The 16,164-nt window shown below is 74.1% G+C and carries 8 protein-coding genes; 3 read left to right on the top strand and 5 right to left on the bottom strand.

The features are described from left to right. Nucleotides 1-35 precede the first annotated feature (35 nt). Genes KME79_RS43515 through KME79_RS43505 form a run of 3 tightly spaced genes read right to left on the bottom strand, consistent with a single transcriptional unit; the run spans nt 36 to nt 3,714 of the window. On the bottom strand, nt 36-1,202 hold the full coding sequence (locus tag KME79_RS43515; protein WP_219552411.1) for a cysteine desulfurase family protein: 1,167 nt from the start codon (nt 1,200-1,202) through the stop codon (nt 36-38). 5 nt (nt 1,203-1,207) lie between these two features. Next, nucleotides 1,208-2,113, bottom strand: a complete 906-nt coding sequence (locus KME79_RS43510) for an LPD16 domain-containing protein (protein ID WP_219552409.1) — start codon at nt 2,111-2,113, stop codon at nt 1,208-1,210. A gap of 5 nt (nt 2,114-2,118) precedes the next feature. After that, a complete protein-coding gene (locus tag KME79_RS43505; protein ID WP_219552407.1) occupies nt 2,119-3,714 on the bottom strand; it encodes a condensation domain-containing protein in 1,596 nt (531 codons plus the stop codon). Between the two features lie 295 nt (nt 3,715-4,009). Here KME79_RS43505 and KME79_RS43500 point away from each other — a divergent pair, with 295 nt between their 5' ends. Next, nucleotides 4,010-4,216: a phosphopantetheine-binding protein gene (locus tag KME79_RS43500; protein ID WP_219552405.1), complete on the top strand. Its 207-nt coding sequence runs from the start codon at nt 4,010-4,012 to the stop codon at nt 4,214-4,216. 9 nt (nt 4,217-4,225) lie between these two features. Here the strand turns inward: KME79_RS43500 and KME79_RS43495 are convergent, their stop codons facing one another. Both KME79_RS43495 and KME79_RS43490 read right to left on the bottom strand, forming a co-directional pair. Beyond that, nucleotides 4,226-5,734, bottom strand: coding sequence for an amino acid adenylation domain-containing protein (locus tag KME79_RS43495; protein WP_219552403.1), 1,509 nt, complete (start codon nt 5,732-5,734; stop codon nt 4,226-4,228). 19 nt (nt 5,735-5,753) lie between these two features. Beyond that, nucleotides 5,754-7,124 (bottom strand): condensation domain-containing protein, encoded by a 1,371-nt coding sequence (locus KME79_RS43490; protein WP_219552401.1) that lies wholly within the window; start codon nt 7,122-7,124, stop codon nt 5,754-5,756. Nucleotides 7,125-7,381: 257 nt separating this feature from the next. Between KME79_RS43490 and KME79_RS43485 the strand changes: the two genes are divergently transcribed. Both KME79_RS43485 and KME79_RS47630 read left to right on the top strand, forming a co-directional pair. After that, nucleotides 7,382-16,006, top strand: coding sequence for a type I polyketide synthase (locus KME79_RS43485; RefSeq protein ID WP_219552399.1), 8,625 nt, complete (start codon nt 7,382-7,384; stop codon nt 16,004-16,006). Beyond that, on the top strand, nt 15,996-16,164 hold a 169-nt coding region (locus KME79_RS47630; protein ID WP_219552413.1), incomplete at its 3' end, for a polyketide synthase docking domain-containing protein. The genes KME79_RS43485 and KME79_RS47630, both read left to right, overlap by 11 nt.

Raw genomic sequence — 16,164 nt, 5'->3', positions numbered from 1 at the left:
CGTTCCCGGGAACGCGGCGGACGGACGGTCTCTTCCTACCTGCGGGGCCCGTCCAGTGCCACGACCACGTCGGCGAGCGCGCGGGCCCGCTCCAGGACCAGTTCGAGGCCCCGTACGAGGTCCTCGGCGGGCAGCCGGGAATCCAGGCAGATCCGCACGGAGCTGTTGGCGTCCTCCGCGTCCAGGCCGATGGCCGTCAGGACGTGGGACGGCTCCTGGGAGCCGGAGTTGCACGCCGAACCCGTCGACAGCGCCACCGAGCGCAGGCTCGACACCAGGCTCTCGCCCCGCACGCCGGGCAGCACGACGTTCAGCACGTGCGGCACGCCGCCGTCCGGGTCGCCGTTCACACGGACGCCGGGGAAGCCGGTCATGAGCATCTCCAGCGCCGTCGCGCGCAGCTCGCGCACCCGCCGCGTCCCGGCGGCCATCCCGGCCGACGCCAGCTCGCACGCCTTGCCCATGCCCACCACGAGGTGGGTCGGGATCGTGCCGCTGCGCAGCGCGTACTGCCCGCCGCCGAACAGCACGGGCCGCAGCCGGTGCCGGATCTCCGGGCGCACGTACAGCGCGCCGACGCCCTTGGGACCGCGGATCTTGTGCCCCGACATCGACATGGTGTCGATCCCGGCCTCACGGACGTCGACCGGGATCCGGCCCGCCGCCTGGGCGCCGTCCACGTGCAGCATGGCGCCGGCCTCGTGGCAGAGCGCGGCCATCGAACGGACGGGCTGGACGGTGCCGATCTCGCTGTTGACCCAGGAGGCGGTGGCCACCCGGGAGAACGGGTCGAGCAGGCCCGCCAGGTGGCCGAGGTCGACCCGGCCGTCCGGGCGCACCCGCATCGTCCTGACGTCCAGGCCGCGGCCGGCCAGCGCGCGGCCGATCGACAGCGAGGACTTGTGGTCGGTGGGGCAGACGGCGGCGTTGAGCGGGGCGCGGTCCTCGTGGCCGAACATGCCGAGCAGCGCGAGGTTGTTGCTCTCGGTCGCGCCGGAGGTGAACACGAGGTCGCCGGGGTCCGCGCCGATGAGCCGGGCCACCGACTCGGTGGCGGCGTCCACGGCCCGCCGGGCGCGCTTGCCCAGCAGGTGCGGGGACGACGGGTTGCCGAAGTCCTCCCGCAGGAAGGGCAGCATCGCGTCGACCACCTCGTCGTCGACACGGGTCGTGGCGCAGTTGTCCAGGTAGATGACCTTCATGATGATCAGCTCCTGAAGGTGCTGACCGAGACGAGGTTGCCGTAGATCTCCTCTTCGGACATCTCACCGCTGCCGCCGGGGTCGGCGATGACCACCCGCATGCCGCGCAGGCCGTACAGGCTCAGCGCGATCTCCACGCCGGTCTGCACCGGCATCAGGCACTCGCCCGGCGCGAAGATCAGGATCGTGCGGTGACCGGCCCGGTGCACCTCGGCGATCATCTCGGTGATCTCGCCGGCGCAGCCGGTCACGCCGCAGCTGATCAGCGTGCGGTAGTTGCCGTCGGCGTCGACGAACGCCACCTCGGTGTCCCGGACGCCCTCCTCCGGCTCGTCGGCGCCGAGGAACCGCTTCTCCAGCAGGCCCTGCTTGACGAACTTGTCGGCGGCCTTCTGGAAGCGGTACTTCAGCCAGGTCTCGGGGAAGGCGAGCGGGTGCTTGCGGCTGGGCAGGACGAGGTCCTCGGACAGGCCCGCGGCGGCCAGGTCGTCGCGGTATCCGGCGGGCAGCTCGGTGAACCCCTCGAAGAACTCCGCGCGCAGCTCGGAGGCCGGACGGCCCGTCCTGGGCACGTACTGCCAGTCGTTGATCAGCAGCAGCAGCCGGGCTCCGACGCCGGACTCGACGTAGGGCCTGGCCAGGTCGGCCGCGAGGCGCCAGGTGTAGCCGGGGAAGATCCCCACGCGGCCGGCGACGCGGCGGCGCATGGTCTCGTCGTGCTGCTCCTCGATGACGCCGGGGACGAGGCGGCCGGTGGCGTCGTCCTCGAAGAGCATGAAGTGGCCGCCCATGATGACCGGCTCGCCGAGGTCCTGGCCGGCCAGTTCGTGGCCGATCGCCTCGCGGAGCTCCTGTTCTGATGCCACGAGCCGGTGAGTCTTGGTCACCCGGTCGCTGAGAACGTTACCCATGATCTTTACACTCCGAGTTTCTGGTGGGTCGGGAGTAAGGGCTCGGCGGGGCGTACCGGGGCCAGCAGGCCGGCCAGAGTCGCCAGGGGCGTGGGCTCGGCCAGCGCGCGCGGCGTCAGGCCCGCCCAGCCGTGTTCGCGGAGGCGGGCCAGCACCTCGGGCGCGCGCAGGACTCGGCCCCCGGCGAGGACGTAGCTGTCCGACGGGTCGACGCGGCCGAGCCCGTGCACCTCGGACACCGCCCGCACCAACGCCCCCACTGCCTCGGAGGACACCGCGGTGGCCGGCCCGGTCGCGGACGGTGACGCGCTGGGCGGGGTGAAGCCGGCCAGCGCGGCTACCTCGCTGACGCGCAGGTCGGTGGACGGGTCGTCGTGGGCGAGCACCAGGGCCTCGTGGCCGCGCAGGAACGCCTCCACGGCGGCCGCGTCCATGATCGAGGATGCCGCCTGGAGCGCGAGCACGACCGCGTCGCGCCACTCGTCGATCCGCATGTACGTGTCCGCGCCGTAGTGCGACCACGCCTCCGGCGCCCGGTTCCAGGTGAACGTGGTGCGCCTGCCCTTGTAGACCAGGGTGCGCTGGTTGAGGAAGTTGACCTCCGAGCCCAGCCGTACCGGCACGCCGCGCCGGGAGCCCTCGCGGGACACCAGCTCGACGACCTCGTCATAGGGCACGTACGCGTGACGGGCGGCCTGCTCGCTCTCGGCGGCCACCCGCCGTACCAGCTCGCTGAACGGCGGGTCGTCGGAGCAGTCCACCCGCAGCAGCATCGGGGAGAACATGCAGGTCAGCACGTCCTGATAGGCGTGCGACCCGCGGTTGCCCGCGAAGGCGAGCTGCCCGACCGCGCCCTGGCCGGTGTAGGCGGCCAGCAGGGCGGTGTGAGCGGCCAGGTGCACCGCCGACGGCCACACCTTGTGCCTGGTGGCGATCCGCCGCCCGGCGTCCAGCAGCGACGGCGAGGTCAGCGTCGCGTGCCGGGCCTCCTGCGGCGGCATCGGCGTGCGGCGGGTGGCGAACGGGTCGGCGGGGAGCAGCGCTACCTGCTTCTCCCAGTACGCCAGCGCCTCGGCGGCCAGGGCGGCGGCCTCGGCCGTGGTCTCCCAGCGGGCCAGATCCGCGGGCTGGTGCCGCACCGGCGGCAGGGAGGCGGGGCGGCGGGAGGCGATGCCCTGCGCCTGCGCCCACAGCTCCTGCTCGATCCTCTCCAGCGTCCACATGTCGACGGCCAGATGGTTGAAGACCACGACGACCTGCTTGGGAGCACCCCCGGAGGTGATGACGCAGGCGCGGATCGGCCACTCGGCGGCCAGGTCGAACGGCCTGCCCGTCAGGTCCTCGACCACCTCGGCCGGGCCGGGCGTGCCGTCCCGCTCCACGCTCGCCTGGACGATGGGCCAGGGGCCGGGGGCGTGCACCCGCTGCCGCGGGCCGCCGTCGGCGTGGAAGGTGGTGCGCAGCGCCTCGTGCCGGCGGGTCAGGGAGGTGAGCATCGCCCGGCAGTGGGCCACGGTGAGGCTCGAAGGTATGGAGAAGCGCAGCAGGATGTGCGACTCGGGCTGGTGCCGGGGCGGCAGCTGGTGAATCCTCAGCCACATGTAGCGATGCCCCCAGCAGAGGTTCGCGGACTTGACAGCGGACAATTGGGACCTCCACCGCCGCGCATGTGAGGGACAGGCCGACATGATTGAGAATTCGCCGCCGGGACGCGTATGACAACCCGTCGCCACTGGCCGGAACAGACCGCCACTACCTGCCAGTGGCGGGCCGGCCCACCGCCTTGACCGGTGCCGCGTGAGACGTCGAGAATCGATACGAGCAGACTTTATTGGTGAGGTCCCGATGGCGATTTTTGAAATACCTCACGATTTCCAGAATATTCTGCGGTCGCATTTGCCCTTCGCCGACTCGGGGGCGCTGTCGGGCTTCGACGACCTGGCCGGCCTCGGTCTCGACTCGATGGGCGTGGTGCGGCTGATCGTGGACATCGAGGACGCCTACGGCATCCAGGTGCCCGACGAGATCCTGGACGAGAGGACGTTCGCCACCGTGGGCTCGCTGTGGGAGGCCCTGTCGCCGCTGGTGACCCGCGGCCCGTGAGGCCTCCCTTCAGCCGCGCAGGGCGCCCGCCACCGCACGCCGGTCCACCTTGCCGTTCGCGTTGAGCGGCAGTTCCCCCAGCACGGTGACCGAGCGCGGCACCATGTACCCGGGCAGCACCGCGGCGACCCCCTTGGCCAGGGCCACCGCGTCCAGCCCGTGACCGGTGCAGGCCGCCTCCAGTTCGAGCTCCCCGTCCGCCCCCGGCAACGCGACGACGACGGCCTCGTGCACGCCCGGCAGGCCGCGCAGCGTCGCCTCGATCTCGCCCAGCTCCACCCGGTGGCCGGAGATCTTCACCTGCTGGTCCAGCCGGCCGAGGTGCACCAGCAGGCCGTCCCGCCAGGCGACCCGGTCGCCGGTCCGGTACCAGGACTCCCCGGTCACCGGCTCGCCGTCGCGGGCGCGTACCCCGTCGAACGAGGTGAACCGGCCGGCGTCGTCGGCCGGATCGGCGTAGCCGGGGAAGCGCTGCACCCCGCGCAGGCACAGCTCGCCCTCCGCCGCGGGCCGCCCGTCGCCGTCGAGCACCACGTGCTCGACCCCCGGGTACGGCAGGCCGATGGGCACGGTGCCGTTGGCCGTGCGGGGCCAGCCGGCCGGGTCGGCGGGCAGCCGGTACTGGGTGCAGCTGATGGTCAGCTCGGTCGGGCCGTACAGGTTCTCCAGCACGCTCTCCGGCGCCGCCGCCTGCCACGCGGCGGCCTGCCGCAGCGACAGCGGCTCCCCGCAGAACAGGCTCCAGCGCAGCGACGGCATGGCGCCCGGCGTGAGGCGGCGCAGCCGCATGGCCAGCGACACCACCGAGGGCACCGAGAACCAGTGGGTCAGCCGTTCCCTGTTCACGAACGCGACCGGTTTGAGCAGGTCGTACTTGCCGGGGACGACCAGCGTCGCGCCGCCGCCCCAGGCGGCGAACATGTCGAAGACGGACAGGTCGAAGGTCAGGTCGAAGGTCTGGGAGACCCGGCAACCGGGACCCAGCCCGTACCGCGGGACGACGTGCGAGAGGTAGGCGTCGACGCTCCGGTGCCGCACCGGCACGCCTTTGGGCGCGCCGGTCGAGCCCGAGGTGAACAGCACGTACGCGAGACCGTCCGGGTCGGCCGCACCCGCGGACGTCAGGGGAGCGGCCAGGCCGTCGTTGTCCAGCGACAGCACGGGGGCGGGCAGCTCCGGCGGCGGGTGCGCCGTCGCGTCGGCCAGTACCACGTCGAGCCCGGCGGTGGCGGCCACGGTGCGGTTGCGCGCGCCGGGCACGGCCGGGTTCAGCGGCACCGCGGTCGCGCCGAGCCGCTGGATCGCCAGGTAGCCGGCGAAGGCGAGCGGGGTGCGCGCCGCGTACAGGCCGGCCCTGGCAGGAGGGCCGTCGCAGGCGCGGACCAGCTCCGCCGCCAGGCGCGCGGACAGCGCGTCCAGCTCGGCGTAGGTGAGACGGACGCCGCCGGTCTCCAGCGCGATCCGGTCGCCGTACCGGGCCGCGGAACCGGCGAACCACTGGTACAGGGTGCGTGCCACGGGTGTCTCCGATCGTCGGTCAGCTCGCGCGCGCCGCCCGATCGGGCAGCTCGCGGGGGAACAGCGCCTCCGGGAGGTCCCAGCCGTGCCCGCTCCACAGGTCCTTCAGCACCCGGCCGGGGTCGGTCACCGCGAGCTGCAGGCCGAGCGCCAGCGTCCGCATGATGTCGACCATCGCCTCCGGGGGCAGGACGTCGGGGTCGGCCAGCATCAGCACCCGGGTCTCGCCGTCGTCCACCTCGACGCGGACCCGGAACGCCTGCCCGTAGCTCTGGGCCAGCGGCGTCCACCGCAGCGTCGCGGGCGTCTGGTCGGCGGGGTCGGCGGGGCGCCGGTCCACCTGGACGTAGTTGAACCAGGCACGGAACAGGTGGTTGACCCAGCAGTCGTGACCCGGGTCCTCCCCGGCCCGCGCGGCCATCGCCGTGACCTGGTCGAAGTCGTAGCAGGAGTGGCGGTAGGCCTTGGCGCCGGCCCAGTGCAGGCGCTTGATGTGCTCGGCGAGCGTGGCGCCGCGGTCCACGGCGGTGACGAAGGGGATGAGCTGGTTCATCGTGCCGATGTTGTGCTGGTCCTCCTGAGCGAACCGGTTGGACGACATCAGGCTCATCGTGACCCGGTCGGTGTCCAGGTGGCGGGCCAGGCCCGCGGCGACGAAGGCCATGATCACGGCCGGCGGGGTGACGCCGTGCGTCCTGCCCGCCTGCGCGGCCAGCCCGCCCAGGCGGCGGGAGGTCAGCGTCAGCTCCAGCCGCTCCTTCTCGGTACGCGCGGGCAGCGTCGGCAGCCGGTCCGTGAGACCGCCGGCCAGCACGTCGCGCCAGTAGCGCTCGGAGGCGGCCTGCCTGGGCCGCCACGACTCCTCCCGCTGCCTACGCGCCAGCTCGCGCGGGGTGAAGCCGGTCTCGACGGCGGCGCCGGAGCCCGCCACCAGGGCCTTGAACTGGTCCTGCAGGTGATGGATCGACCACACGTCGACGATCAGGTGCGAGAAGGTCAGGCTGAGGTACATCGGCGCGCCCCGGTAGGTGACCATCAGGGCGCGCCAGTTCAGGTCGCCGGTCATCGGGAACGGGATCGCCAGCCGCTCCAGCTTGACCCGCTCGTGCTCGGTGGGGTCGGCGACCTGGCGGTCCACCCGCTCGACGGGCAGCCGCACCTCCTCGTGGACGTGCTGGACCGGCAGGCCGTCGCGCAGGTGGTAGGTGGTGCGCAGCGTCTCGTGCCGCCGGACGAGGCGGTCGAGTGCCCGGTCCACCAGCGCGGGGGACAGGCCGCGCAGGTCCCACGTCGACGGCAGGTTCGCCTCATGACCCCAGCCCGGCGGGTAGCGCTCGATCTCGCGCCAGCTGAAGAGCTGGCCGTGACTCAGGGGTGCCTCGACCGACATGTGCTCTCCTCGAACCGGCTTTCTCCGCTCGTTATTCATCGCGGACGGGAAGCGCCCCGGTCAAGGCCTCGCGCGATGGCAAGTAATGGCGGCAACAATGTGCCAGCAGCGGGCCATGGGCCGGACGAGAAGTCGCCCCGTAAAGTCGCAATAACTAAGCGAAAGCCCGCGACCGGATCAATTGACGGGCGGTTCCGCACAGTCGTTCCTGATAAAGCGGCGGCGTCGAGAAGCCAGAGGCTTGGGGTGGCGAATTGATGGGTGACGAGTCGATTCGGCCGGTGGTCACCGGCGGTCCGGACGCGATCGCCGTCGTCGGCATGGCCTGCCGGCTGCCCGGAGCCGCCGATCCCGGGGCGTTCTGGAAGCTGCTCCGCGAGGGCGTGGACGCGGTCACCGAGGCGCCGGAGGACCGGTGGCCGGAGGCGACGGAGTATCGCCGCGGCGGTTTCCTCCAGGACGTCCACGGCTTCGACGCGGCGTTCTTCGGCATCTCCCCGAACGAGGCCGCGGCGATGGACCCGCACCAGCGGCTGGTGCTCGAACTCGCCTGGGAGTCCCTGGAGAGCTCCCGCACCGCGCCCGGCGGGCTGCGCGGCAGCGCGGCCGGGGTGTTCCTGGGCGCCATCTCGAACGACCATGCCGCGTTGCTGGCGCGGGCCGGCGCCCAGCCGGGCAGGCATGCCTACACCGGGGCGAACCGCGCCATGATCGCCAACCGGGTCTCCTACTTCCTCGGCCTGCGCGGCCCCAGCCTCACCCTCGACGCGGGGCAGTCGTCCTCGCTGGTCGCGGTGCACCTGGCGTGCGAGAGCCTGCGCCGCGGCGAGACCGCGCTCGCCCTGGCCGGCGGCGTCAACCTCAACCTGAGCGGCGAGACCACCGACGCCATCGGCAGCTTCGGCGCGCTGTCGCCGGACGGCCGCTGCCACGTCTTCGACAGCCGCGCCAACGGGTACGTGCGCGGCGAGGGCGGGGCCGTGGTCGTGCTGAAGCGGCTGGCCGACGCGCTGGCCGAAGGCGACACCGTACACGCCGTGATCCTCGGCGGGGCCGTCAACAACGACGGCGGCGGCGAGGGGCTGACCGTGCCCAGCCGGCGGGCGCAGGAGGAGGCCATCAGGCTGGCCTGCGCGCACGCCGGCGTGGCGCCCGGCGACGTGGGCTACGTCGAGCTGCACGGCACCGGCACCAGGGTGGGCGACCCGGTGGAGGCCGCGGCTCTCGGGGCGGCGTACGGGACGGCCCGGCAGGACGGCGACCCGCTGCCCGTCGGCTCGGTCAAGACCAACATCGGCCACCTGGAGGGCGCGGCGGGCATCGCCGGGCTGCTCAAGGTGGTGCTCGCCATCAAGCACCGCGAGCTGCCCGCCAGCCTGCACTTCGCGTCGCCGCCGCCGGAGATCCCGCTGACGGATCTGCGCCTGCGCGTGGTACGCGAGACCGTCCCCTGGTCCGCGGGCGGGCGGCTGGTGGCGGGCGTCAGCTCCTTCGGCATGGGCGGCACCAACTGCCACCTCCTGCTCGCCGAACCACCCCCACGCTCCCCCGAGCCGGAGGACCTCGCCCGGACCCGCTCCGAAGATCTTGACCTGCGGCGGTCCGGGGACGCCCATGCCCCCGGAGCCCGCGCGGGCGGCGACGCCGGGTGGCCGTGGGTGGTCTCCGCGCGCTCCCCGGAGGCGCTGCGTGCGGCGGCGGGCCGGCTCGCGGAGGTCGCGGCGGAGCCCGGCGCCGAGCCGGACGGGATCGCGGCCGGCCTGCTGAGGAGCCGCACCGCCTTCGAGCACCGCGCGGTGGTGCTGGGTGCGGACCGGGAAGCCAGGCTGTCCGGGCTGCGGGCGCTGGCCGGCGGCCTGCCGCACGACGACGTCGTGCTCGGCGCGGCGACGGCCGGGCGGCGCGTCTTCGTCTTCCCCGGCCAGGGGTCGCAGTGGCCTGGCATGGCCCGCGAACTGCTGGCCGCGTCGCCGGTGTTCGCCGCCCGCGTCGCCGAGTGCGCGGACGCGCTCGCGCCGCACACGGACTTCTCCCTGGTCGACGTGCTCGGCGAGCGGCCCGGCGCCCCCGGACTCGACCGGGTGGACGTGGTCCAGCCCGCGCTGTGGGCCGTCATGGTCGCGCTCGCCGAGGTGTGGCGCTCCCACGGCGTCGAGCCGGACCTGGTCGTCGGCCACTCCCAGGGCGAGATCGCCGCCGCCACCGTCGTCGGCGCGCTCAGCCTGCCCGACGCGGCGCGGGTCGTGGCGCTGCGCAGCCGCGCCATCGCCGGCATGGCGGGCCGGGGCGGCATGCTGTCGGTCGCGGCGCCCCTCGACGTGGTCGAGCGGGCGATCGGCCCGCTGGCGGTGTCCGTGGCGGCGGTCAACGGGCCGCGCTCGGTGGTCGTCGCCGGGCCGCGCGAGCTGCTCGACGAGCTGGCCGGGCGGCTCACCGACCACCGCACCAAGGCCATCCCGGTCGACTACGCCTCCCACACCGCCGAGGTGGAGCAGGTACGCGACGAGGTGCTCGCCGCGCTGGCCCCGATCCGCCCGGTGAGCGCCGCGACGGCGTTCGTCTCCACGCTCACCGGCGAGCCGATGGACACGGCGGGGCTAGACGCCGGCTACTGGTACCGCAGCCTGCGCAACCCGGTCCGGTTCGCCCAGGCCGTGCGGGTGGCGATCGGGGAACGCTGCGACCTCTTCGTGGAGTGCAGCCCGCACCCGGTCCTCGCCACGGCGGTGGAGGAGACCGCGGAGGACGCCGGGGGCGAGGCCGTGGTGATCGGCACGCTGCGCCGCGGCGAGGGCGGGGCCGGCCGCGTGCTGCGCTCGCTCGCCCGGGCGTACGCGGCGGGCGCCCCGGTCGAGTGGCCCGCCGTGCGCGAGACGCCGCGCTCCTGCCTCGCGGACCTCCCCACGTACCCCTTCCAGCGCCGGTCGTACGGGCCCGCCACCCCGGACGCTCACCGACCGTCACACCTCCCCGGCGACCGCGTGCCCGGCCGAGAGCCGGACGGGGTGCGTGATGGCGACGGCGGGACGCCGGACGCGCTGTCGGGCGAGGAGCGGGAGGTGCGGTCCGCGCGGAGTTCGGCTGAGGTGCGGGAGCTGGTTCTGGAGACCGCTGCCCGGCTGCTCGGCCACGATGACGCGGCCGCGCTGGAGCCTGCCCGGACGTTCAAGGATCTGGGCTTCGAGTCGGCGACCTCACTCGAACTGCGCGACCGGCTGCGCGCCGCGACCGGGTTGAAGCTCCCGACCGGGCTGCTGTTCGACCATCCGACGCCCGCCCGCCTCGCCGACCATCTGTACGCCCTGCTCACCGCCTCGGCGCCGGAAACGCCGGTCGTACGGCCACGACCGAGGCAGGCGGAAGCCGACGACCCGATCGCGGTGATCGGGATGGGCTGCCGCTACCCCGGTGGGGTGGCCTCGCCGGAGGACCTGTGGCGGCTCGCCGGCACCGGCCAGGACGCGATCGGCGAGTTCCCCGCCAACCGGGGCTGGGACCTGGACGCGCTCTTCGCCACCGGCCCCGACCGCTCGGGCACCAGCGACACCAGGTACGGCGGATTCCTGTACGACGCCGACCGGTTCGACGCGGCCTTCTTCGGCATCAGCCCGCGCGAGGCGGCGGCCATGGACCCGCAGCAGCGGCTGCTGCTGGAGATCTGCTGGGAGAGCATCGAGCGGGCCGGGATCGACCCCGCCGACCTCCGCGGCTCGGCCACCGCCGTGTTCATGGGCGCGATGGCCCCCGAGTACGGCCCCCGCCTGCACCGGACCGCCGGCCTCGCCGACGGCCACCTGCTGACCGGCACCGCGCTGAGCGTCGTCTCCGGCCGCATCGCCTACACCTTCGGCCTGGAGGGCCCGGCCCTCACCACCGACACCGCCTGCTCGTCCTCGCTGGTCTCGGTCGTCCTGGCCGTGCAGGCGCTGCGGCGGGGTGAGTGCGCGATGGCGCTGGCGGGCGGCGCGACCGTGATGTCCAGCCCCGGGATGTTCGTGGAGTTCAGCAGGCAGGGCGGGCTGGCCGCCGACGGGCGCTGCAAGGCGTTCTCGGCCGCGGCCGACGGCACCGGATGGGCCGAGGGCGCGGGCGTGCTCCTGCTGGAGCGCCTCTCCGACGCGCGCCGCCTGGGCCACCCGGTCCGCGCCCTGATCCGCGGCGGCGCCGTGAACCAGGACGGCGCCTCCAACGGGTTGACCGCGCCGAGCGGCCCGGCCCAGGAACGGGTGATCCGTCAGGCGCTGGCCGACGCGATGCTCGACGCCCGCGATGTGGATGTGGTGGAGGCGCACGGCACCGGCACGACGTTGGGCGATCCGATCGAGGCGCAGGCGTTGCTGGCTACGTACGGGCGTGGTCGTCCGGTGGAGCGGCCGGTGTGGCTGGGGTCGCTGAAGTCGAACATCGGGCACACCCAGGCTGCCGCCGGGGTGGCCGGTGTGATCAAGATGGTGAAAGCGCTGGAGCACCGTACGCTCCCGCCGACCTTGCACGCTGACGAGCCGACGCCGCACGTGGACTGGGAGTCCGGCGGCGTGCGGCTGCTGACCGAAGCGGTGGAGCTGCCCGGCGAGCGTCCGGTGCGGGCCGGGGTCTCCTCGTTCGGGGTCAGCGGTACGAACGCGCACGTGATCCTGGAGGGCGCGCCGGCGACGCCATCCGGCGGTCCGCTGGCACGGGTGCCGGAAGTCGGTGACGGTCCGCCGGAGCCCGTGTCGGTAGCCGGTGACGGTCCGCTGGCGCAGGCGTTCGCGGCCGGTGACGGTCCGCTGGTGTGGCCGGTGTCGGCGAGGTCGGCGGAGTCGTTGCGGGCGCAGGCTGCGCGGTTGCTCGCGTACGGGGAAGGCGTCGCTGATCGGGACCTGGCCGGTGTGGGGCGGGCGTTGGCCCGGCGTGCGAGCTTCGAGCACCGCGCCGTGATCGTGGCGGGGGACCGGCGGGAGTTGCTGGCGGGGCTGGCCGCGCTGGCGGAAGGCGGGTCCGACGCCGCGGTGGTGAGCGGGGTGGCGGCGCCCGGGGTCCGGCCGGTGTTCGTGTTCCCTGGTCAGGGCTCGCAGTGGGCGGGCATGGCGGTGGACCTCCTGGATGACGACGAGACGTTCAGGGCCGCCCTGCTCCGCTGCGAGGAGGCGCTGCGCCCGCACATCGGCTGGTCGGTCGTGGACGTGCTGCGCGGTGCTTCCGGCGCGCCCGCGCTGGAGGGGTCGGACGTGATCCAGCCGGTGCTGTTCGCGGTCATGGTCTCCCTGGCGGAGGTCTGGCGCTCGCTCGGCGTGCGGCCGTCCGCGGTGCTCGGCCACTCCCAGGGCGAGATCACCGCCGCGTGCGTGGCGGGCGCGCTCTCGCTGGAGGACGCCGCCAAGATCGTGGCCCTGCGCAGCCGGGCGCTGACCCGGCTGGGCGACCGCGGCGGCATGCTCGCCGTGCCCGTCGACGCGGAGCGGGCCGCCCGGATGCTGGAGCCGTGGGCCGGCAGGCTCTGGCTCGCCATCCACAGCGGACCGGACAGCTCGGTGGTGGCGGGCGACGCCGACGCGCTGGAGGAGTTCACCGCCGCCCACGGCGACACCGTACGGATCCGCCGGGTCGCGATCGGCTACGCCGCCCATACCCCGCACATCGACGCCCTGCGCGAGGAACTGCTGGAGACGCTCGGCGGCGTCCATCCTCGCCCGGCCGAGGTCGCGTTCTGCTCGTCGCTGGAAGGCGGCACGATCGACACGGACAGGCTGACCGCCGACTACTGGTTCACCAGCCTGCGGCGACCGGTGCTGTTCCGCCAGGCGGTGGAGTCGCTCGCCGGCTCGGGCACTCCCGTGTTCGTGGAGTGCAGCCCGCACCCGGTGCTCACCGGGCACGTCGAGGACACGCTCGCGGACGCGTCCGGCGGCGCCACAGGAACGCTGAGGCGCGGCGACGGCGGCGCGGCCCGCCTGTTCAAGTCCGCCGCCCAGGCCTGGGTGCTCGGCGTGGACGTGGACTGGCCCGCGGCGCTCGGCCCGGCGACGAGCCACGACGACGGGCTCCCGACCTACCCCTTCGAGGCCGCGAGGCACTGGCTGGACGCGGAGCCGGTCGTCGCCGGCGGCGGGCTGGCCCCGTCCCGGCACCCGCTGCTCGGGGCCGGTGTCCCGCTCGCCGCCGAGGACGGGTTCCTGCTGGCCGGGCAGCTGTCCCTGGCCACCGCGCCGTGGCTCGGCGACCACGCCGTGGAGGGTGCGGTGCTGCTGCCCGGCACCGCCTTCGTCGAGCTCGCACTGGAGGCCGCGGCCAAGGTCGGATGCGACGAGGTCGAGGACCTGACGCTGGAGGCCCCGCTGTTCCTGCCGGGGACGGGAGCCGTACAACTGCAGCTCGCGGTCGGCGGGCCGGACGAGCAGGGCCGCCGCACCGTCACCGTCCACGGCCGCACGGGCGGCGACGCCGAGGAGGGCTGGATCCGGCACGCGACCGGCCTGCTCGGCGCGGGCACCGCCCCGGCCGCGCCGATCTCGTGGCCGCCGCGGGCCGAGCCCGTGGACCTGGACGACCTGTACGGCAGGCTCGCCGAGCGCGGCTACGAGTACGGCCCGGCGTTCCAAGGGCTGCGGGCCGCCTGGCGCGCGGGCGATCACGCCTATGCCGAGGTGACCCTGCCCGAGCCGGTGAGCGGCGAGGCCGGGCGCTTCACGCTGCACCCCGCGCTGCTGGACGCCGCGCTGCACCTGGTGGTGCTGGAGTCGGCGGACGATTCCGGCCTGCTGCTGCCGTTCTCCTGGAACGGGGTCCGGGTGGTCGCGACCGGCGCGCGGACGCTGCGGGTGCGGATCGACGGGTCGGGCGACGACCGCGTCTCGCTGACGATCTTCGACGGCGCCGGGCAGTGGATCGGCGGCGTGGACACGCTGGTCCTGCGCCGGATGCCCAGGAACGCCGCTGCCCCCGTCAGCTCCACCGGCTCCGCGGCGCACGTCGTCGAGTGGGTCGAGCCGGTCGTCGCCGGGGTGTCCGAGCTTCGCTGGGCGCTGGCCGGCTCCGACGAGCTGACCGACGAGATCGGCGCCGAGCTGGCGGCGGCCGGGATCGAGCCGCCCCGCTACTACGACCTCGCGTCACTGGCCGAGATGAGCGCGGCCGGCGTCCCCGACCTGGTCCTGGCCCCCTGCCAGGCCGACCCCGGCGACCTGCCGTACTCCGCGCACGACGCCGTGGGCCAGGCACTCGACCTCGTCCAGGGCTGGCTCGGCGACGAGCGGTTCGCCGGGTCGCGGCTGGTCTGCCTCACCCGGGGCGACGACCCGGCGAGCGCGGCGGTGCGAGGGCTGGTGCGGGCGGCGCAGAGCGAGCAGCCGGGCCGGTTCGTGCTGGCCGACGTGCCCGAGAAGTTCTCCGCCTGGGGGCCGCTGGCCGCCGCCGTGGCCGCGGGCGAGACCGAGATCGCCGGCCGCGACGACACCGTCCTCGTCCCCCGCCTGGCGCGCCGCCCGGCAACCACCGCTCCCGCTGAGGTCTCTTCCGCGACGGCTGGTGCGGTGCTGGTGACCGGGGGGACCGGTGGGCTTGGTGCTCTGGTGGCGCGTCGGCTGGTGGCGCGGCACGGGGTGCGGGACCTGGTTCTCCTGTCGCGGCGTGGGCTTGAGGCCGCGGGCGCGGCCGGGCTGGTGGCGGAGCTGGAGGAGGCCGGTGCCCGGGTGCGGGTGGCCGCTTGCGACGTGTCCGATCACGCGCAACTGGCGGACGTGGTGGCGTCGGCTGGTCCGCTGGCCGGGGTGGTGCACGTCGCCGGGGTGCTGGACGACGGCCTGGTGGAGGGGCTGACTCCGGAGCGGGTGGCCGGGGTGCTGGGACCGAAGGCGGACGCCGCCTGGTTCCTGCACGAGCTGACCCGGGATCTGGGGTTCTTCGTGCTGTTCTCGTCGCTGGCCGGGGTGGTCGGCAACGCGGGTCAGGGCAATTACGCGGCGGCGAACGCGTTCCTGGACGGGCTGGCGGTCGCCAGGCGTGCGGCGGGGCTGCCTGCGGTGTCGGTGGCGTGGGGGCTCTGGGATGTCGAGTCCGGCATGAGCGGCGCCATGGGCGAGGCCGATCGGGCGCGGCTGGCCCGCGCGGGGATCGCCCCGCTGCCGGTGGAGGAAGGGCTCGCGCTGTTCGACGCCGCCCTGGCCGGTGACGCCGAGCCGGTGGTGGTGGCGGCCCGCTGGGACATGGCGGGACTGAGGGCACGCGCGGAGAGCGAGGAACTGCCGAGTGTGCTGCGCGGCCTGGTCCGTATGCCCCGACGGGCGGCGGCCGGGGCCGAGGCCCAGCCCTCGGCGGGACCGGCCGAGCTGACCGAGCGTCTCGCCGCGCTGGGCGAGGCCGGCGCGCTGACCCACCTCACCGAGCTGGTCCGCTCGCACGTCGCCGCCGTCCTCGCGTACGGCGGCGCGGACTCGATCGACGTGGACCGGGCCTTCAACGAGCTCGGCTTCGACTCCCTGACCGCCGTCGAACTCCGCAACCGGCTCACCACGGGCACCGGGCTGCGGCTGCCGTCCACGCTGGTCTTCGACCACCCCACGGTCCGCTCGCTCGCCGAGTACCTGTTCCGCACGCTGGCCCCCGAGACGCCCTCCGCCGAGGACGCCCTGCGGACGGCGGTGGACCAGGCCGAATCCGTGATGCTCGCCGCCAACGGCGAGGCGGACGCCGTACGCGACCGGCTCGTCGCCATTCTGCAGAGCGCTCTCACCAGGATCGGCGCGACCCCGGCGGACACGCTGGCCGCCGCGCCCACCAGGTCCAACGGCGCCGCGGAGGAGATCGTGTCCGCCTCCGACGAGGAGATCTTCGCCTTGATCGACAACCGAACGATGACATCTCCTCTGAGGTCGCCACAGGAAGGGCTGGACCATGGCGAATGAGGACAAGCTTCGCGCCTATCTGAAGAAGGTCACCGTAGAGCTGGCGGAGACGCGTCAGCGGCTGGCTGAGGATCAGGGGCGCAGGCATGAGCCGGTGGCGATCGTGGGGATGGCGTGTCGTTTTCCGGGTGGGGTGGGTGGTCCGGAGGAGTTGTGGG

The sequence above is a fragment of the Nonomuraea harbinensis genome (genome assembly GCF_019396385.1).
In the GTDB taxonomy this organism is placed as follows: Bacteria; Actinomycetota; Actinomycetes; order Streptosporangiales; family Streptosporangiaceae; genus Nonomuraea; species Nonomuraea ferruginea.
The sequence above is the reverse complement of the archived record's forward strand: the minus strand, read 5'-3'. Positions and strand labels throughout refer to the sequence as shown.

Excerpts from the sequence above, each read along its gene's own strand:
- KME79_RS43515 (WP_219552411.1), bottom strand. The coding sequence starts at position 1,202 with ATGAAGGTCATCTACCTGGACAACTGCGCCACGACCCGTGTCGACGAC.
- KME79_RS43510 (WP_219552409.1), bottom strand. The coding sequence starts at position 2,113 with ATGGGTAACGTTCTCAGCGACCGGGTGACCAAGACTCACCGGCTCGTG.
- KME79_RS43505 (WP_219552407.1), bottom strand. The coding sequence starts at position 3,714 with ATGTGGCTGAGGATTCACCAGCTGCCGCCCCGGCACCAGCCCGAGTCG.
- KME79_RS43490 (WP_219552401.1), bottom strand. The coding sequence starts at position 7,124 with ATGTCGGTCGAGGCACCCCTGAGTCACGGCCAGCTCTTCAGCTGGCGC.
- KME79_RS43485 (WP_219552399.1), top strand. The coding sequence starts at position 7,382 with ATGGGTGACGAGTCGATTCGGCCGGTGGTCACCGGCGGTCCGGACGCG.